Consider the following 18,042-nt stretch of genomic DNA (forward strand, 5'->3'; position numbering starts at 1 on the left):
TGCTTTGGCGCGGCGCAAACGCCGTGCCGTACGCTGGCATGCCGGTCCCCGTTGTTTTCATGCTGCATTGCGGGTCGTGGCGCATTCCGGCCCCGTCCGGCTTCTGCTATGTTCGACCCTCAAGTGCCCACGGGTGGCACGAAGGCGGTTGCAACATGTGTTTGCAGCAAGCAGTGAGCAATAAAGCGGGCCGATGCCGCAGAGCGGGTCCGCGATTTCGGGTTTCGAGGGGTTACATGACGGCCAAGATGTTTCGGCTGGTTTTGACTGGCGCCGCCGGCGCGCTACTGCTGGCAGGGTGCGCTTCCACTCCCCCTGAACCGACCGCGTCGAAAGGCGATCCGGCCCCCGCCGTCCCGAGCGCCTCCAGCTCCGCCATCGATTGCCAGGCCTTCACAGAGCGCATGGCTGCCCACGCGGCGGCGCAGGCCGATTCCGCGGTGAACGAGCCCGACGCCCTGGCCGCTGCCAACACCGGCGCCGAGGAGGCAGGGGACGATGGCGAGTTCGCCGACGCCACGCCAGCCACTCTTGCCACGCTGCCGCTGTTTTCGATTTCGCCGCGCCGCGACCAGTTGCCCGTAGGCTGGCAGCCGTGGACCATCAACCGCAACAAGATCCCCACCACGTACTCGATGGCCGAGGTCGACCAGCGTGTCGTGGTGCACGCCAAGGCCGACAGCTCGGCCTCCGGCCTCTATGTGCCGCTGCGCGAGCGCGATGCCGGCATGCTGCGCTGGACCTGGAAGACCAGCGGCATTATCCGCAACGCCGACAACAGTCATGGCCCGCGCGAGGATTCGCCGCTGCGCCTGTTCGTGGCCTTCGATGGCGACAAGGGCGCGTTGCCGCTCAAGGACCAGTTGATGTACGAGATGGCGCGGCTGACCACCGGGCGCGAGATGCCGTACGCCACACTGATGTATATCTGGGGCGGACAGCGCGCGGAAGGTGCGGTGGTGAAGAACCCGCATACCGATCGCGTGCGCATGATCGTGGTGGATAGCGGCATGAAGCACGCCAATGAGTGGCGTTGCCACGAGCGCGACCTGCGCGCCGACTACCGCAAGGCGTTCGGGGCCGACCCTGGCCGCGTCATCGCCGTCGGCATCATGACCGATACCGACAATACCAAGACCAAGGCCGAAGCCTGGTACGGCGACATCGCGCTGGACTAGATTGTCGCGCCGGCGGCTCCTCAGCCGCCGATCGGCTCGGCCAGCGCAAGCACCGCGAACGAGGCCAGCCAGTGCGTGGACACATACTCGCCTTCCACCGCCTGGGGCAGTGACGCCTCGATATGGTCCGACCACGCACGGATCGCCAGCGGCCGCAGCGGCTCGGGCAGGGCGGGCTCCAGCAGGCGCCAGCACCAGGCGCGCGACAGGTTCAGTCCGTCCAGGTGCGCGGCCTTGGGGTCATTGCGGTTGGTCACCGTCACCGGTGTCAGCCAGTTGGCCAGCTCTGACTGGCCCGGGACGAACAATTCCCACCATTCCGAAAACGCGCAGCCATCCATCACCGCGTGCATCAGCACGGCTTCGGTCAGTCCGCCGGACAGGAATTCATCCCCGCCAGGCTCGTAGCGGGCCGGATACTTCTGGTCGTGGCCGAACCAGCGGTGGGCGCGCCGTACGATGGCGCGCCGCAAGGCCAGGTCCTGGTAATTGCGCGCATAAGCCAGCGCCATGACCAGCGCGAAGGCGCTGTTGTAATGGGTGCCGGTGCGTACCGGGAACGCTGCCGCATCGAGGAAATCCGCCAGTTGCTGCGATAAATGCGAGGCCAGCGGCGCGCAAGCGTCAGCCCAGACGCCGGCATGCGTATCGTGCCGTGCCAGCGACAGGAGTTCGGCTTGCAGCCTCAGCATCCAGCCCCAGCCGTAGGGGCGCTCGAAGGTGCATGCGTCCGGCCGGCGGAAATACGCGAGTTCGGCGGCCATGGCGTCCGGTCGCAACTGGGCGTCCAGCATGGCGCGGATGCGCGGCGCTTCCTCGAGGTCCGGATGCAGTGTCAGCAACCGCACCAGCAGCCAATGCATATGGACGCTGGAGTGCCAGTCGTAGCTGCCGCAAAACACCGGATGCCAGGCGGCCGGGCCGGCGAGATCGCCGGCGCCCGCCATCATGTGGTCCAGCTTGTACGGATAACGGCGCAGGATATTCTCCAGCGCCACGCGCGCAAAGCTGCGCGCGGTCTCGCGATCCAGCGCCGAACGCCCCATCGCCGAAGCTCCCCTTTGTGATCGTATTGCCCTGCTCAGGCAGGCGTGCTCGGGCACGCTCTGGTCTATGCCATCCACTACCTGTCATCAGGCAGGTGCAAGCCACTTCTCCACCAGCCGTACGAAGAAGGTCGAGCCGACCGGCAGCAGTTCGTCGTTGAAATCGTAGCTCGGGTTGTGCAGCATGCAAGGCCCCATGCCGTGGCCGGCGTCGCGATGGCCGCCGTCGCCATTGCCGAGGAACAGATAGCAGCCCGGCTTGTGCTGCAGCATGAACGAGAAATCCTCGGCGCCCATGGTGGGCTCGACGTTGCTGTCGACGTTGTCCGCGCCGACCAGTTCGGCGGCGACCGTGGCGGCAAAGCCGGTCTCCGCTTCGCTGTTGATGGTGGGCGGATAGTTGCGGTGGAATTCGTATTCGACGGTGCAGTCGAATGCCGCCGCCACCGCGCGCGCCACCTCTTCCATGCGCCGCTCGATCAGGTCGAGCACTGGCACCGTGAAGGTCCGCACGGTACCGCCGATCCAGGCCTGGTCCGGCACGATGTTGGTGGCATCGCCGGCATGGAACTGCGTCACCGAGATCACCGCGGTATCGATCGGGCGCTTGTTGCGCGTGATGATGCCCTGCAGCGCCGACACGATCTGCGCCGCGGTGAACACCGGGTCGTTGCCGTTGTTGGGCATGGCCGCATGCGCGCCCTTGCCGCGCACGACGATGCGGAACTCGTTGCTCGATGCCATCAGCGGGCCCGCGCGCGTGCCGAAGGCGCCCATCGGCATGCCCGGCCAGTTGTGCACGCCGAACACCGCGTCGCATGGAAAGCGCTCGAACAGGCCGTCCTTGATCATCTCGCGCGCGCCGCCGCCGCCTTCTTCGGCGGGCTGGAAGATCAGGTGCACGGTGCCGTCGAAGGGCTTGTGTTGCGCTAGGTAGCGCGCCGCGCCGAGCAGCATCGCGGTGTGGCCGTCATGGCCGCACGCGTGCATCTTGCCGGCGTGCTGCGAGCGGTGGTCGAAGGCGTTGGCTTCCTGCAGCGGCAGAGCATCCATGTCGGCGCGCAGGCCGATGGTGCGCGGGCTGCTGCCGTTGCGGATCACGCCGACCAGGCCGGTGGTGCCCAGCCCGCGGTGGACTTCGATGCCCCACGCTTCCAGGTTGCGGGCGACCACGTCGGCGGTGCGCTGCTCTTCGAAGCAGAGTTCAGGGTGGGCGTGGATGTCGCGCCGGATCGCGCGGATTTCGGCTTGTGCCTGCAGGATTTCGGGGATCAGCTTCATGATGCCGGGCGGCCTTGGGGTCGAAGGCGTTAGCAATGGGATACCCGGATCATACGATGCCTGTCGCGAAAGCGCCAAAACGCGGCGATTTGCTGCGCGCTCGCCGCCTTGGCGCAGTGCAATATGCCGGCGCGGGTGGGTTTCCCCGCATTGCCCTGGCATGTGCACTGCTGGAACAGTTCATGCTTGAAGTGCCCGGCCGGCAATACCGTCGCTTTGTGATGCCCCATCGCACCAAAAAGCAGCGCCGCTCGTGACCCGCTGCGCGCGCGCATTGCCGATCCTAAAACGTCTGCTTCACTTCCTACAGGGAGAATTGCGCGATGTCCCTTCGCACTTTCAAGAAGGCAATTGGCGCGGTCGCGGTGGCGGGGGCCCTTGGCCTCGCGCTGGCCGGCACCGCCCAGGCCGCGGACCTCAAACTGGCCATGAGTTCGCCGCCGACCTCGATGGATCCGCACTTCTACAACCTGTTCTCCAACATCAACGTTTCCGAGCATATTTTCGACTCGCTGACCAAGATGGACCCGGACAGCCGCATCATCCCGGGCCTGGCCGAGTCGTGGAAGCTGGTCAACGACCTCACCTGGGAATTCAAGATCCGCAAGGGCGTGAAGTTCCACGACGGCTCCGAGCTGACCGCCGAGGACGTGATCTGGTCGCTCGACCGCCCCGCCACCATCCAGAACAGCCCGGGAAAATTCGACGTCTATACCAAGGCGATCGTCAACAAGAAGATCGTCGACAAATACACCATCCAGCTCACCACCAGCCAGCCGTATCCGCTGATGCTGAACGACCTGACCTCGATCTTCATCGTGCAGAAGAAGGCCACGCAGGGCCTGGGCTCGGATGACTTCGCGCAGGGCAAGGGCATGGTCGGCACCGGCCCGTTCAAGTTCGTCAGCTATGCGCGCGACGACCGGGTCGAGCTGGTGCGCAACAACGATTACTGGGGCAACAAGCCGGCCTGGGACAAGGTCACGCTGCGCTTCATCCCCAACCCGGCGACGCGCCTGGCGGCGCTGCTGTCGGGCGACGTGCAGGCCATCGAGAACGTGCCCACGCCCGACTTGCCCAAGGTGCGCAAGGATCCCAAGCTGGCGTTCTTCTCCAAGATCTCGCACCGCGTGATCTACCTGTACTTCGATGCCAAGCGCGACAAGTCGCCTTACGTCACCACCAAGGAAGGCGCGCCCCTGGACAAGAACCCGCTGAAGGACACGCGCGTGCGCAATGCCATCAGCATGGCGATCAACCGGCAGGGCATCAAGGACCGGCTGATGGAAGGCCTGTCCGAGCCGACCAACAACCTGGTGCCGCCCACGCTGTTCGGCTACAACCCCAACCTGAAGACCGTCAAGTACGACCCCGAGGGCGCCAAGAAGCTGCTGGCCGAGGCGGGCTTCGCCAACGGTTTCGGCGTGACGCTGCATACGCCCAACAACCGCTACGTCAACGACGAGAAGATCGCGCAAACCATCGCGCAGAACCTGACCCGCATCGGCATCGCCACCAAGGTCGAGGGCATGCCGATGGCGACGTACTCGTCCAAGGGCATCAAGCACGAGTGGTCGTTCGGCCTGCTCGGCTGGGGCGCCCAGACCGGCGAGGTCAGCTCGCCGCTGCGCGCGCTGCTGGCGTGCGAAGACAGCAAGAAGGGCTTCGGCACCACCAACTGGGGCGAGTACTGCAACCCGAAGATGGATGTGGTGCTGGAAAAGGCGCTGTCGACGGTGGACGACACCGAGCGCTCCAAGCTGCTGCAGGAAGCCACCGCGATCGCGATCAACGATGGCGGTATCATCCCGATCCACCAGCAGGTGACCACCTGGGCCACGCAGAAGGGCATCGTCTACGTGCCGCGCACCGACGAGCGCACCTACGCGCATAACTTCAAGCCCCAGTAAGTCAAGCCCTGGTAAGCAGGCTGCCTGCTGCTGAGTTCGCGGTGCCGCGCGTGGCTGCCGCGCCGCCTGGAAGCGCATCGCGCTCCCGGGCGGCGCGCGCATTCCCGCGCGAAAGGATAGTGGTCTGAATATGCTGGTCTTTATCATCCGGCGCCTGATGCAGAGCGTGGTCGTGCTCTTCGTCATGTCGCTGCTGGTTTTCCTCGGCGTCTTTGCCATCGGCAATCCCGTCGACATCCTGATCAACCCGCAGGCCGACCAGGAGGACATCAAGCGCACCATCGCGGCGCTGGGCCTGGACAAGCCGCTGTGGGAGCAATACTGGGTGTTCCTGCAGAATGCGCTGCAAGGCAACCTCGGTACGTCGTTCGCGCATGGCACGCCGGCGCTCAAGCTGATCTTCGAGCGCATGCCCGCGACCATGGAGCTGGCGGTCTGCGCGATCCTGCTGGCGATCGTGCTGGGCATCCCGCTGGGCCTGTGGGCCGGGCTGCGGCCCAAGGGCATTGCCGGCAAGTCGATCATGACGGTGTCGATCCTGGGCTTCTCGCTGCCCACCTTCTGGGTCGGGCTGATGCTGATCATGGTGTTTGCGGTGCAGCTGGGCTGGCTGCCCTCCAACGGCCGCGGCGAGACCGTGCGCGTGCTGGGCATCCCGCTCAGCTTCCTGACCGCGGACGGCATCCGCCACCTGATCCTGCCGGCGGTGACGCTGTCGCTGCTCAACATCGCCATGGTGATCCGGCTCACGCGCGCCGGCACGCAGGAGGCGATGCTGCAGGACTACGTCAAGTTCGCGCGCGCCAAGGGGCTGTCCAACACGCGCATCGTCGGCGTGCATGTGCTGAAGAACATCCTGATCCCGATCGTGACCGTGATCGCGCTGCAGTTCGGCTCGATCATCGCCTTTGCGATCGTGACCGAGACCATCTTCGCCTGGCCCGGCATGGGCAAGCTCATCATCGACTCGATCCAGCTGCTGGACCGGCCGGTGATCGTCGCCTACCTGATGGTGATCGTGACGCTGTTCATCCTGATCAACCTGGTGGTGGACATCATCTACAGCATGCTCGATCCGCGCGTGCGCATTGCCGACAACAAGGGCTGAGCCATGACCGCAGTAACTGTCGAACCCGAAGACAAGACGCCGCCGCGCGCCGGGGCGCGCGAGCAATCTCCATGGCGGCGCTTTGCCGCCGAGTTCTTCGCCAGCAAGATCGCCGTGGCCGGGCTGGCCACGCTGGTGACGATCATCCTGATCGCCATCTTCGCGCCATGGCTGGCGCCGCAGAACCCGTATGACCTGGCCACCCTGGACGTGCTCGACGCGCGCCTGGCGCCGGGCGAGCAGGCCGGCAGCGGCATGACCTTCCTGCTGGGCTCGGACGAGCAGGGCCGCGACATCCTGTCGGCGGTGATGTACGGGCTGCGCATCAGCATCGGCGTGGGCGTGGTCAGCACCCTGATCGCGCTGCTGCTGGGCGCCACGCTCGGGCTGCTGGCCGGCTTCCTCGGCGGGCGTACCGAAGCCCTCATCATGCGTGTGGCGGACCTGCAGCTGTCGTTCCCGCCGATCCTGCTGGCGCTGATCCTGCTGGCCTTCCTGCGCCCAGGGCTGGGCAATATCGTGATCGCGCTGGTGGCGGTGCAGTGGGCCTACTACGCGCGCACCACGCGCAGCGCCGCGCTGGTCGAACGGCGCAAGGAGTACATCGAAGCCGCCACCTGCCTGGGCCTGCCGCCCGCGCGCATCATGTTCCGCCACCTGCTGCCCAACTGCCTGCCGCCGTTGATCGTGATCGCGGCGCTGCAGGTGGCCTCGGCGATCACGCTGGAGGCGACGCTGTCGTTCCTCGGGCTGGGGGTGCCGATCACCGAGCCGTCGCTTGGTTCGCTGATCTCCAACGGCCAGCAGTACATGCTGTCGGGCAAGTACTGGATCAGCTTCTTCCCGGGCATCGCGCTGGTGGTCACCATCGTGGCGATGAACCTGGTCGCCGACCAGCTGCGCGATGTGCTGAACCCGCGCCTGCAGACGCAATAACCGGGAGCGCAAGATGGCACAACCGACGCTGGTGGTCGAACACCTGAAAACGCATTTCTATACGCGCGGCGGCATCGCCCGGGCCGTCGACGACGTGTCCTTCACCGTGGGCCGCGGCGAGATCATGGGGCTGGTGGGCGAGTCCGGCTCGGGCAAGTCCATGACCGGCTATTCGATCATGGGCCTGATCGATCCGCCCGGGAAGATCGTCGACGGCCGCATCGCGCTGACCAGCCGCGACGGCGTCACGCGCGACCTGCGCGCGCTCACGCCGGCACAGCAGCGCGACGTGCGCGGCAACCGCATCGCCATGATCTTCCAGGATCCGATGATGACGCTGAACCCGGTGCTGCGCATCGACACGCAGATGATCGAGGCGGTGCTGGCGCATGAGAACGTGAGCAAGGCGGTGGCGCGCGAGCGCGCGCGCAATGCCCTGGCGCGGGTCGGCATTCCGTCGCCGGACGAGCGCCTGCAGGCCTATCCGCACCAGTTCTCGGGCGGCATGCGCCAGCGCGTGGCGATTGCCACGGCGCTGCTGAACAAGCCCGACCTGATCATTGCCGATGAACCGACCACCGCGCTCGACGTGACCATCCAGGGCCAGATCCTGTACGAGATGCAGACCCTGTGCCGCGAGTCCGGCACGGCGCTGATCTGGATCACGCACGATCTGTCGGTGGTGGCGGGACTGGCCGATTCGGTCTGCGTGATGTACGCCGGCAAGATTGTCGAGGCTGGCGACGTGCGCCAGGTGCTGGAGCACCCCGAGCATCCCTACACCCACGGGCTGATCAGCTCGGCGCCGTCGCGCAATCCGCGCGGCGCGCCGCTGCGGCAGATCCCGGGCATGACGCCATCGCTGCTGAACCTGCCGGGCGGCTGCTCGTTCCGCGAACGCTGCCCCTATGCGACCGCGGCGTGCAAGACCGAGCCGCCGCTGGAAACCGCCGCGGACGGGCGCCGGCTGCGCTGCTTCCATCCGGTGCTGGCCAACCAGGAGGCAGCATGAACGCCACTGCACTGCAATCCCGACCCATGACCGAACCTGCTGCGCAGGAAGGTGCCACGCCCGCTGCGCCGATCCTCGAACTGCGGGGCGTGTCCAAGCGCTTCGTCAAGTCGCTCGATGCCGCCGCGCGCATCGCCAACCTGTTCGGCGCGCATGCGCGCGAAGAGGTGGTGCATGCGGTGGACCGCGTCGACCTGAGCATCCGCGCCGGCGAGGTGGTGGGGCTGGTGGGCGAATCCGGCTGCGGCAAGTCCACGCTCGGGCGCATGGCCGTGGGCCTGCACTCGCTGACCGAAGGCGAACGGCTGTGGCGCGGCACCAACCTGGACCACCTGCCGCCCGACAAGCGCCGCGAGAAGCAGCTGGCGATCCAGATGATCTTCCAGGATCCGTATGCCTCGCTCAACCCGCGGCTGCGCGTGCTCGATATCGTGGGCGAGGCGCCGGTGGTGCACGGCATGGTCGGACGCGGCGCGCAGAAGGGCTATGTCGAGGACATGCTGGTGCGCGTCGGCATGGACCCGACCGTGCTGCGCCGCTTCCCGCACCAGTTTTCCGGCGGCCAGCGCGCGCGCATCGGCATTGCGCGCGCGCTGGCGGTGAAGCCGGAGTTCCTGGTCTGCGACGAATCGGTGGCGGCGCTGGACGTGTCGATCCAGGCCCAGGTGCTGAACCTGTTCATGCGCCTGCGCGAAGAGCTGAACCTGACCTACCTGTTCATCAGCCACGACCTGGGTGTGGTCAAGCACATCAGCGACCGGGTGGTGATCATGTACCTGGGGCGGGTGGTCGAATCCGCGCCGACCGAGGACGTGTTCGCCGCGCCCAACCACCCCTATACGCAGGCGCTGCTGGCGGAGGCGCCCAAGCTGGAGGTGGCGCGCAAGAACTACGTCGCGATCCGCGGCGAGATTCCGTCGCCGCTGCACCCGCCGAGCGGCTGCCATTTCCATCCGCGCTGCCCGCACGCGATGCCGCGTTGCCGCGAAGAGCAACCGCTGCTCAAGGAAATTGCGCCGCTGCGGTTCTCGGCATGCCATCTGAATGACATGAAGTAGGGCCTGCAAATCGCGGGGGCGCGCTTCAGCGAATCACCTGTCCCTTCGAATTGATGATCGTCATCTCCACGAACTTCGAGCCGACATGGTTCTCGGGCGTGAAGTTGACGATAAACCCACCCAGGTCGTAGTTGCGCATCGATTCCAGTGCGGTCACCAGCTTCTCGCGCGTCAGGTCCTTGCCCGCGCGGCGCAGGCCTTCGGTGAAGGTCTTGGCGGCGATGAAGCCCTCGATGCTGGCATAGTCGAATTCGCTGGGCTTGCCCGCGGCCTGCAGCAGGCGCAGGTATTCGCGCACGATCGGCAGCGTGGCGTTGCCCGGGTGCGGCATCACCTGCGAGATGATCACGCCGCTGCCCTGCGCCCCGACCACGTTGGCCAGCGCCTGCGTGCCGACGAAGGACACGTTGTAGAACTGTCCGTTGTAGCCGCGGCGCAGCGCTTCCTTCACGAACGCGCCGGCGGTGCGGTAGGCGCTGATCATCACCACTGCGTCGGGCTTTGCCTTCATCGAGCCCTGCATGGCGTCGCCGATCTCCGTCGTGTTGCGCACCACCGGCTCGCGCGCGACGATCTGCACGCCGCTGTCGGGGGCGGCCTTGAGCGCGCGATCGAGCCCGTCGAGGCCGGCCTTGCCGTAGGCATCCTCGTTGTAGACCACGGCCACGCGCTTGAGCCCGGTGGTCTGGATCTGGCGCACGATGGCCGCGGTTTCCTCGTTGTAGCCGGCGCGCACATGGAACACGTAGCGGCTGCGGGGCTCGCGCAGCGACTGCGCGCCCGTGTACGGACCGAAGAACGGCACCCTGGCCTGGATCGCCAGCGGCAGCGCGGCCTGGCTGGTGGGCGTGCCGACATAGCCGAACAGGGCGAAGACGCGATCCTCTTCGATCAGCTTCTTCGTGTTCTTGGCCGCCGGTTCGGGCTCGTAGTAGTCGTCGAGCGCCTCGAGCCGGATCTTGCGCCCGTGGATGCCGCCCTGCTGGTTGATGTGGTCGAAATACAGCCGCGCGCCCGAGTTCATCTGCTTGCCGAGTACGGCGGTCGGGCCCGTCAGCGCGGCGGACTGGCCCAGCAGGATGGTGTCGGCGGTGACGCCTTGCTCGGATGTGGCGGTAGTGGCTGCGGTGTTCGCCGCAAAGGCGGCGCAGGACGCGCCGCCCGTGCCGATGGCGCACGCCACCAGCAGGCCGGCAAGCCGGCCATTGACCCCGGATCGGAAAGACATAAACCCCCCGCGAATGATGGTTCGGTTACCCGTTCGCCGCGTTGGCCGGTCTGCGCCGGCGGGTTCCTGAAAGCATGCGGCATGGTGCGCGTCCCGGTCTGTGCCGCGAGCGCGCCGGCACATCATAATCGAATACAATCGGGACGAGATACTCCCCGCCATCGCCCCGCACGCCAGGGGGAATGCGCTGCCGGCCGGCGCGGCGCAGGCGCCGCCACCAGCGGCCTGCACCGGCACTCCAGTTCCGTACGACCGAACGAAAACAACACATCCCCCGCCCGGAGACCCCATGGCTTCCCGCATCGTCCGCGCCGCCTGCCCGCATGACTGCCCCGATACTTGTGCCTTGCTCGTCACCGTCGAGGGCGGCCGCGCCGTCAAGGTAGCGGGCGATCCAGACCATCCCGGCACGCAGGGCGTGCTCTGCACCAAGGTCTCGCGCTACACCGAGCGCACCTACCACCCCGACCGCCTGCTCACGCCGATGAAGCGCATCGGCAGGAAGGGCGAGGGCAAGTTCGCGCCGATCTCGTGGGACGAGGCGCTGGATACCATCGCCACGCGCCTGCAGGCGATCGCCGCGTGCGATCCGCAGGCGATCGTGCCGTACAGCTATGCGGGCACCATGGGGCTGGTGCAGGGCGAGAGCATGGCCGCGCGCTTCTTCAACAAGCTGGGCGCGTCGCGGCTGGACCGCACCATCTGCGCCAGCGCCGGCGCCACCGCGCTGCGCTACACCTACGGCGCCAGCGTGGGCATGGACATGGAGCACGTGGTCGATGCCCGGCTGGTGATCATCTGGGGCGGCAACCCGATTGCCTCCAACCTGCACTTCTGGACCCGCGCGCAGGAGGCCAAGCGGCGGGGCGCCACGCTGGTGGCGATCGACCCGTACCGCTCGCTCAGCGCCGAGAAGTGCCACCGCCATATCGCGCCGATGCCCGGCACCGACGGCGCGCTGGCGCTGGCGCTGATCCACGTGCTGATTCGCGACGGCCTGCTCGATCACGACTACATCGAACGTCACACCGTGGGCTTCGAGGCGCTGCGCGAGCGCGCGCAGGCCTATCCGCCGGCGCGCGCCGCCGAGATCTGCGGCATCCCGGTCGAGGACATCGAATGGCTGGCCGGGCTCTACGGCCAGCTCGCGGTGCGCGAGCGCCAGCCGGTGGCGATCCGGCTGAACTACGGCATGCAGCGCGTGCACGGCGGCGGCCAGGCGGTGCGCGCGGTGGCGTGCCTGCCGTCGCTGGTGGGCGCGTGGCGCCATCCGGCGGGCGGACTGCAGTTGTCGACCTCGGGTTTCTTCCCGATCAACGAAGCCGCGCTGCAGCGCCCGGACCTGCTGCCGGGATGGCCGCAGCAGCTGCCGCGCCTGGTCAACATGAGCACCATTGGCGATGCCTTGCTGGCCGAGGGCGCGCCCGGCGCGCCGCGCATCGAGGCGGTGGTGGTGTACAACAGCAACCCGGTGGCGGTGGCGCCGGAATCGGGCAAGGTCGCCGCGGGCTTCGCGCGCGAGGACCTGTTCACGGTGGTGCTGGAGCACTTTCGCACCGACACCGCCGACTACGCCGACATCATCCTGCCCGCGACCACGCAGCTCGAGCACACCGACGTGCACAAGGCCTACGGCCATACCTATTTCCTCGCCAACAACGCTGCCATCGCGCCGCTGGGCGAGGCGCTGCCCAATACCGAGATCTTTCGCCGGCTGGCGCAGCGCATGGGCTTTACCGAGTCCTGCTTTGCCGACAGCGACGAGGCCATCGCCGCGCAGGCGATCCTGCCGGACGATGCGCGCGCGGCCGGTATCAGCTGGGAAACGCTGAAAGCGCAGGGCTGGCAGAAGCTGGCGCTGCCGGCGGCGCCGTTCGCCGAGGGCGGCTTCCCCACGCCATCGGGCAAGTGCCAGTTCTATTCGGAGCCGATGGCGCGCGACGGTTTCGACCCGCTGCCCGACTACGTGCCGCAGTACGAAGCGCCGCAGACCGCGCCGGAACTGGCGGCGCGCTATCCGCTGGCGATGATCTCGCCGCCGGCGCGCAATTTCCTCAACAGCTCGTTCGTCAACGTCGACAGCCTGCGCGCCACCGAGGGCGAGCCGCACCTGGACATCCATCCGGCCGATGCTGCCGAGCGCGGCATCGTGCACGGCGCGCTGGTGCGCGCCTTCAATGACCGCGGCAGCATGGTGGCGCGCGCCCGCGTGACCGATCGCGCCCGGCGCGGCCTGGTGGTGGGGCTGTCGATCTGGTGGAAGAAGCTCGCGCCCGACGGCAAGAACGCCAACGAGCTGACCAGCCAGCGTCTGACCGACCTGGGCCGCGCGCCGGTGTTCTACGACTGCCTGGTGCAGGTCGAAGCCTGCGCGCAAGGGGCAGTCGAGGCGGCATGACGCGGCTGCGCGGCCGCCGCGGCTGGGCGGCACTCGTGGGGGCGGCGGCGCTGTCGGCCGTGCTGCTGCTGACGGCGGGGTGCGAGGCGGTCGGCTACTACGCGCAGTCGATCGGCGGCCATCTCGGCGTCATGGCCCAGGCGCAGCCGCTGACCGACGCCATCGCCAGCGCGCACGACGCCAACGATGCGCGCCTGGCCCAGCGGCTGGCGCTGGCCGGCCGCATGCGCGACTTTGCCTCGCGCGAGCTGAAGCTGCCCGACAACGGCAGCTATCGCCGCTACGCCAACCTGCACCGGCCCTATGTGGTGTGGAGCGTGTTCGCCACGCCGGAGCTGTCGATGGAACTGAGCAAGTGGTGCTTCCCCATCGTCGGCTGCATCAGCTACCGCGGCTACTACGCCAAGTCCGATGCCGAGCAGTATGCGCAAGGCCTGCGCCGCGGCGGGCTCGAGACCTATGTGGCCGGCGTCCCCGCCTATTCGACGCTGGGCTATTTCGACGACCCGCTGCTCAACACCTTCGTCTACCTGCCCGAGGGCGAGCTGGCGCGGCTGATCTTCCATGAGTTGGCGCACCAGGTGGTGTACGTGCGCAACGACACCGCGTTCAACGAGTCCTTCGCCACCGCGGTCGAAGCGGCCGGCGTGGAGCGCTGGCTGGACCAGGATGCGTCGGAGGATGCGCGCACCAGCTATCGCCAGTACGATGCCCGGCGGCAGCAGTTCCGCGCGCTGCTGCTGGGCACGCGCGACCGGCTGGTGGCGCTGTACCAGACCCCGCTCGACGACGCCGCCAAGCGCGAGGGCAAGGCGCAGATCTTTGCCGACCTGCGCGCCGGCTATGCGCGGCTGCGTACCGATTGGGGCGGCTACAGCGGCTATGACCGCTGGTTCGACCAGCCGCTGACCAACGCCCACCTGGCCGCGGTGGCGACCTACCAGCAATGGGTGCCGGCCTTTACCGCGCTGCTGGCGCGTTGCGACGGCGACTGGCAGCGCTTCTATGCCGAGGCACGCCGCATCGGCGCGCTGCCCGCCGGCGAGCGCGAGGCGGCATTGCGCCGGCTGGCGCCGCCGGCGACCCGCACCGACACGCTGACCGCGGGCGGCAAGGCGGCGGCCAACTAGGCCGCAGGCGGACTTTGGGCGGGTAACCACGGTGCTGCGCCCCCGGCGCCCCGTGCGAGAATGCCGTCATGTCGATTGCTCCCAGATCCGAACCGCTGGCACCACCGTCGGGCGTGCCGCCGGAGCCCCAGCCGGCCCGCGCGCATATCGCCGAGCGCCAGGAGGCGCGCCGCCGGCAGATCCTCGATACCGCCGCACAGCTCTTCTACAGCAAGGGCTACCCCGGCATGACCATGAACGACCTGTGCCGCGCGCTGGGCGTGACCAAGCCGGCGGTCTACTACTACTTCACTGACAAGTACGAGATCTTCGACATCCTGTGCCGGGAGTCGGCCCAGACCTGCCTGCCCGTGATCCGCGAGACCGCCGATCCGGCGCAACCCGTCCAGGCCCGCCTGCACGCCTGCCTGCTCGAGATGGCGCGGCGCTGCATCGCTTGCCACGTGCCGGCCACGCTGAGCTTCCGCGACCGGCAGTACCTGCGTCCGGACACCGTGGCCTGGCTCGACAGCATGGCGCGGGACTTCTATCGCGACCTCTATGCGCTGCTGGACGAAGGCCAGCGCGAGGGCGTGTTCGCCTTTGGCGACGCGCGCGTGACCGCGCATGCGATCGGCAGCGTGGTTGGCTTCCTGTACACGTGGCACGAACCCGGGCGCACCGACCCCGAAACCCTGGCGCAGGAACTGGCGGCCAGCATGATGAAGCTGGTGCAGCCCAGCGGCGCGTGAGCGCGGCGCGGGCACGTAGGGGTTATCCCGCTGCCTATGTCCGATCGGTGGCGCATAATGCTCGCCAGGGCCGGCCAGGATTGGCGAACGACCCTGAGGACTTCGTCTAAGTTGTTGTTTTAACCGGGGCGCCCGTTTAGCATCTCGGAAAAATCGAACGACCATTCAGAAATTCAGGAGACGGTGCTATGGAAAGAATTTGGCTGAAACACTACCCGGCCGGCGTCCCTGCCGAGATCGATGCCAGCCAGTTCCGCTCGCTCGCTGCGCTGCTCGAGGCGTCTTTCCACAGCTATGCCGACCGCAAGGCCTTTATCTGCATGGACAAGGCCATCACCTACGGTGAACTGGACCGGCTTTCGACCCACTTTGCCGCATGGCTGCAGTCGCGCGGGCTGCGTCCCGGTGCGCGCGTGGCGATCATGATGCCCAACGTGCTGCAATACCCGGTGGTGCTGGCCGCGGTGCTGCGTGCGGGCTTCGTGGTGGTCAACGTCAACCCGCTCTACACCCCGCGCGAGCTCGAGCACCAGCTCAAGGACAGCGGCGCCGAAGCCATCGTGATCCTCGAGAACTTTGCCGCGACGCTGCAGCAGGTGCTGCCCCGGACCCCGGTCAAGCACGTGGTGGTGGCCAGCATGGGCGACATGCTGGGCGGGTTGAAGGGCGCGATCGTCAATTTCGTCGTGCGCAACGTCAAGAAGATGGTGCCGGCGTGGGAATTGCCCCACTGCGTGCGCTTCAACAGCGTGCTGGCCGAAGGCCGCAAGCTGACGCTGCAACCGGCCACCACCGGCCCCGACGACATCGCCTTCCTGCAGTACACCGGCGGCACCACGGGGGTGTCCAAGGGCGCGGTGCTGCTGCACCGTAACGTGGTCGCCAACGTGCTGCAGTCCGAGGCATGGATGCAGCCGGCGCTGAACAAGGGCGCCCATATCGACCAGCCCATCACCATCACGGCGCTGCCGCTGTACCACATCTTCGCGCTGACGGTCTGCTGCCTGCTGGGCATGCGCAGCGGCGGCACCAGCGTGCTGATCCCGAATCCGCGCGACATCCCGGGCTTCATCAAGGAACTGCAGAAGTACAAGTTCAATATGTTCCCGGCCGTCAACACGCTGTACAACGCGCTGCTCAACAACCCGGAGATCGGCAAGGTCGACTTCTCGGGCCTGCGCGTGGCCAACGGCGGCGGCATGGCGGTGCAGGAAGCGGTGGCCAAGCAATGGCTGGCCAAGACCGGCTGCCCCATCATCGAGGGCTACGGCCTGTCCGAGACCTCGCCGTCGGCCACCTGTAACCCGACTGACACCGATGCGTTCTCGGGCACCATCGGCATGCCGCTGCCGTCGACCGAAGTCGTGATCCGCGACGACGACGGCAACGACGTGCCGCTGGGCCAGCCCGGCGAGATCTGCATCCGCGGCCCGCAGGTGATGGCCGGCTACTGGAACCGCCCGGACGAGACCGCCAAGGTCATGACCCCGGACGGCTTCTTCAAGACCGGCGATATTGGCATGATGGACGAGCGCGGCTATACCCGGATCGTCGACCGCAAGAAGGACATGATCCTGGTGTCGGGCTTCAACGTCTATCCGAACGAAGTCGAAGGCGTGGTGGCGGAGTGCCCGGGCGTGCTGGAAGTGGCGGCGGTCGGCGTGCCGGACACGCATTCGGGCGAGGTGGTCAAGCTGTTCGTGGTGAAGAAGGACCCGGCGCTGACCGAGACCGATGTGATCGAATTCTGCAAGGAGCGCCTGACCGGCTACAAGCGGCCCAAGTACGTCGAATTCCGCACCGAACTGCCGAAGACCAACGTCGGCAAGATCCTGCGCCGCGAACTGCGCGACAGCCGCGCGGCAGCCTGAACGCCCGGTCTTGCCACGGGAAACGACAACGGCCTCCTCGAAGGCCGTTGTGCGTTCAGGCAGGGCGGTTCTGGCTCAGCACTCGTTCGATGGCGCCAGCTGTGGCTCCTGCCCGCCATCGGGGTAGATCACCCGCACGCAGGCGCCCGGCTCCAGGCCAGGTACGGCCGGTGCGTTCGCTGTCACCATCGCCCCGTCCAGGGTGCGCACCTTGTACTGGAACAGATCCACCTGCTGCACCGGCGCGGGCTTGTTGAACAGCCGGCTCAGGTCGAAGGCAAAGCCCACGCCGACCCCGCCGCCGCCGTGGCCGCCGCTAGCGGCACCCACGCCGACGCTGGTGCCGCCACCGTAGTAAGAGGGCACCTGGGCCACGTCCAGGCGGGTCAGGAACACTCTTTCGGTGACGCGGCCGAGCTTGATGGTGGCGTTCACCGGGGTGACCTGCGGTGGCTGCGGCGTGCTGCTGCAGGCGGCCAGCACCGGCAGCACGCCGCACAGGGTAAGGATGGCAAGCGGTTTCATGGCGAGATCAGGCCGGATTTGAGCCGGCCAAGCAGTCGGAACAAGGCGCGCCGGTCGGTCTCGGCCAGGCCCGAGAACAGTTGCCCGATCCAGTCCTCGTGGGCGCGCGCCATGCGCGAGAACGCGGCGCGCCCGGCCGGCGTCAGGCGGATCAGATAGGCGCGCCGATCGGTGGGCAGGGCCTCGCGTGAGACCAGCCCTTCCTGCTGCAGCTGGTCGGTGATGCCCGTGACGTTGCCGCCGGTCACCATCATGCGGCGCGACAGTTCGCCCATCTTGAGCCCTTCGGGATGGCGGTCGAGCTGCGCCATCAGGTCGAAGCGGGGCAGGGTGCAGGCGAAGTCCTGGCGCAGCCGCGAGCGGATATCGGCTTCGATCAGGTTGGTGCAGGTCAGCAGCCGCAGCCACAGCCGCAGGGCCTCGTGCTCGGTGTGGTCGGCGCGGGTTTCGAGGTCGACCGGCGCGCTCTCGGCGCCGGCCGCAGGAGACAGGTTTGGCATCTTCGGTGCGCCCTGGGGTGGCAGGTGTGCGGCAAGCGCCGCCAGGGGCCGCCCGACTTCGGGCGGCCGACATTTGATGCCTCAAGTATATGCGCGATATATAGCCGATAAGCGCCGCGGCCCTGCCGGC

16 protein-coding genes are annotated in these 18,042 nt (G+C 67.4%); 11 read left to right on the forward strand and 5 right to left on the reverse strand.

Annotated elements, in window-relative coordinates; all coding sequences use genetic code 11:
- Positions 1–236: 236 nt before the first annotated feature.
- Positions 237–1,178, forward strand: a complete 942-nt coding sequence (locus tag MKD38_RS21250; protein WP_252679727.1) for a DUF3047 domain-containing protein — start codon at positions 237–239, stop codon at positions 1,176–1,178.
- 20 nt (positions 1,179–1,198) lie between these two features.
- Here MKD38_RS21250 and MKD38_RS21255 read toward each other — a convergent pair whose 3' ends face one another.
- Both MKD38_RS21255 and MKD38_RS21260 read right to left on the reverse strand, forming a co-directional pair.
- Entirely contained in the window at positions 1,199–2,224 is a 1,026-nt protein-coding gene (locus MKD38_RS21255) for a DUF2891 domain-containing protein (RefSeq protein WP_252679729.1), read from the reverse strand.
- Positions 2,225–2,311: 87 nt separating this feature from the next.
- Complete coding sequence (locus MKD38_RS21260; protein WP_252679730.1) at positions 2,312–3,505, reverse strand: M20 aminoacylase family protein; 1,194 nt, start codon at positions 3,503–3,505, stop codon at positions 2,312–2,314.
- Positions 3,506–3,561: 56 nt separating this feature from the next.
- Between MKD38_RS21260 and MKD38_RS21265 the strand changes: the two genes are divergently transcribed.
- The 6 genes from MKD38_RS21265 (at position 3,562) to MKD38_RS21290 (ending at position 9,529) form a co-directional block, all read left to right on the forward strand.
- Positions 3,562–3,762, forward strand: a complete 201-nt coding sequence (locus tag MKD38_RS21265; RefSeq protein ID WP_252679732.1) for a hypothetical protein — start codon at positions 3,562–3,564, stop codon at positions 3,760–3,762.
- A gap of 66 nt (positions 3,763–3,828) precedes the next feature.
- Positions 3,829–5,415 (forward strand): ABC transporter substrate-binding protein, encoded by a 1,587-nt coding sequence (locus MKD38_RS21270; RefSeq protein ID WP_252679734.1) that lies wholly within the window; start codon positions 3,829–3,831, stop codon positions 5,413–5,415.
- Between the two features lie 130 nt (positions 5,416–5,545).
- Entirely contained in the window at positions 5,546–6,523 is a 978-nt protein-coding gene (locus MKD38_RS21275; protein WP_012353976.1) for an ABC transporter permease, read from the forward strand.
- Positions 6,524–6,526: 3 nt separating this feature from the next.
- Entirely contained in the window at positions 6,527–7,459 is a 933-nt protein-coding gene (locus tag MKD38_RS21280) for an ABC transporter permease (protein ID WP_252679741.1), read from the forward strand.
- A gap of 13 nt (positions 7,460–7,472) precedes the next feature.
- Positions 7,473–8,471, forward strand: a complete 999-nt coding sequence (locus MKD38_RS21285; protein ID WP_018003713.1) for an ABC transporter ATP-binding protein — start codon at positions 7,473–7,475, stop codon at positions 8,469–8,471.
- On the forward strand, positions 8,468–9,529 hold the full coding sequence (locus tag MKD38_RS21290) for an ABC transporter ATP-binding protein (RefSeq protein WP_371925724.1): 1,062 nt from the start codon (positions 8,468–8,470) through the stop codon (positions 9,527–9,529). Before MKD38_RS21285 ends, MKD38_RS21290 begins: the two co-directional genes overlap by 4 nt.
- A gap of 25 nt (positions 9,530–9,554) precedes the next feature.
- Here the strand turns inward: MKD38_RS21290 and MKD38_RS21295 are convergent, their stop codons facing one another.
- The gene (locus MKD38_RS21295; RefSeq protein ID WP_252679743.1) at positions 9,555–10,757 is read right to left on the reverse strand and encodes an ABC transporter substrate-binding protein; all 1,203 of its coding nucleotides are present in this window, start codon (positions 10,755–10,757) and stop codon (positions 9,555–9,557) included.
- A 289-nt stretch (positions 10,758–11,046) separates the two neighbouring features.
- On the opposite strand from MKD38_RS21295, the gene MKD38_RS21300 reads away from it, so the two are divergent.
- From MKD38_RS21300 to MKD38_RS21315, 4 genes are all read left to right on the forward strand, one after another.
- Positions 11,047–13,155, forward strand: coding sequence for a molybdopterin-containing oxidoreductase family protein (locus MKD38_RS21300; RefSeq protein ID WP_252679745.1), 2,109 nt, complete (start codon positions 11,047–11,049; stop codon positions 13,153–13,155).
- Entirely contained in the window at positions 13,152–14,285 is a 1,134-nt protein-coding gene (locus MKD38_RS21305) for an aminopeptidase (protein WP_252679747.1), read from the forward strand. Before MKD38_RS21300 ends, MKD38_RS21305 begins: the two co-directional genes overlap by 4 nt.
- Before the next feature lie 68 nt (positions 14,286–14,353).
- Entirely contained in the window at positions 14,354–15,016 is a 663-nt protein-coding gene (locus MKD38_RS21310; protein WP_252679749.1) for a TetR/AcrR family transcriptional regulator, read from the forward strand.
- Between the two features lie 188 nt (positions 15,017–15,204).
- Positions 15,205–16,887 carry a long-chain fatty acid--CoA ligase gene (locus MKD38_RS21315; protein ID WP_252679751.1) on the forward strand — a complete coding sequence of 561 codons (1,683 nt, stop codon included), beginning with the start codon at positions 15,205–15,207 and terminating at the stop codon, positions 16,885–16,887.
- Between the two features lie 75 nt (positions 16,888–16,962).
- Here the strand turns inward: MKD38_RS21315 and MKD38_RS21320 are convergent, their stop codons facing one another.
- Together MKD38_RS21320 and MKD38_RS21325 are read right to left on the reverse strand one after the other, a co-directional pair.
- Positions 16,963–17,412, reverse strand: coding sequence for a hypothetical protein (locus MKD38_RS21320; RefSeq protein ID WP_252679752.1), 450 nt, complete (start codon positions 17,410–17,412; stop codon positions 16,963–16,965).
- On the reverse strand, positions 17,409–17,912 hold the full coding sequence (locus MKD38_RS21325) for a MarR family winged helix-turn-helix transcriptional regulator (protein WP_062801825.1): 504 nt from the start codon (positions 17,910–17,912) through the stop codon (positions 17,409–17,411). The genes MKD38_RS21320 and MKD38_RS21325 overlap by 4 nt, the downstream gene beginning before the upstream one ends.
- Positions 17,913–18,042 lie beyond the last annotated feature (130 nt).

Origin of the sequence: Cupriavidus sp. WGlv3, from assembly GCF_023952475.1 — a bacterium.
Classification (GTDB): Bacteria; Pseudomonadota; Gammaproteobacteria; order Burkholderiales; family Burkholderiaceae; genus Cupriavidus; species Cupriavidus phytorum.

Coding starts and splice junctions, on each gene's coding strand:
- MKD38_RS21305 (WP_252679747.1), top strand. CDS start 13,152: ATGACGCGGCTGCGCGGCCGCCGCGGCTGGGCGGCACTCGTGGGGGCG.
- MKD38_RS21295 (WP_252679743.1), bottom strand. CDS start 10,757: ATGTCTTTCCGATCCGGGGTCAATGGCCGGCTTGCCGGCCTGCTGGTG.
- MKD38_RS21260 (WP_252679730.1), bottom strand. CDS start 3,505: ATGAAGCTGATCCCCGAAATCCTGCAGGCACAAGCCGAAATCCGCGCG.
- MKD38_RS21285 (WP_018003713.1), top strand. CDS start 7,473: ATGGCACAACCGACGCTGGTGGTCGAACACCTGAAAACGCATTTCTAT.
- MKD38_RS21270 (WP_252679734.1), top strand. CDS start 3,829: ATGTCCCTTCGCACTTTCAAGAAGGCAATTGGCGCGGTCGCGGTGGCG.
- MKD38_RS21250 (WP_252679727.1), top strand. CDS start 237: ATGACGGCCAAGATGTTTCGGCTGGTTTTGACTGGCGCCGCCGGCGCG.
- MKD38_RS21300 (WP_252679745.1), top strand. CDS start 11,047: ATGGCTTCCCGCATCGTCCGCGCCGCCTGCCCGCATGACTGCCCCGAT.
- MKD38_RS21290 (WP_371925724.1), top strand. CDS start 8,468: ATGAACGCCACTGCACTGCAATCCCGACCCATGACCGAACCTGCTGCG.
- MKD38_RS21320 (WP_252679752.1), bottom strand. CDS start 17,412: ATGAAACCGCTTGCCATCCTTACCCTGTGCGGCGTGCTGCCGGTGCTG.
- MKD38_RS21310 (WP_252679749.1), top strand. CDS start 14,354: ATGTCGATTGCTCCCAGATCCGAACCGCTGGCACCACCGTCGGGCGTG.
- MKD38_RS21255 (WP_252679729.1), bottom strand. CDS start 2,224: ATGGGGCGTTCGGCGCTGGATCGCGAGACCGCGCGCAGCTTTGCGCGC.
- MKD38_RS21275 (WP_012353976.1), top strand. CDS start 5,546: ATGCTGGTCTTTATCATCCGGCGCCTGATGCAGAGCGTGGTCGTGCTC.
- MKD38_RS21265 (WP_252679732.1), top strand. CDS start 3,562: ATGCCTGTCGCGAAAGCGCCAAAACGCGGCGATTTGCTGCGCGCTCGC.
- MKD38_RS21315 (WP_252679751.1), top strand. CDS start 15,205: ATGGAAAGAATTTGGCTGAAACACTACCCGGCCGGCGTCCCTGCCGAG.
- MKD38_RS21325 (WP_062801825.1), bottom strand. CDS start 17,912: ATGCCAAACCTGTCTCCTGCGGCCGGCGCCGAGAGCGCGCCGGTCGAC.
- MKD38_RS21280 (WP_252679741.1), top strand. CDS start 6,527: ATGACCGCAGTAACTGTCGAACCCGAAGACAAGACGCCGCCGCGCGCC.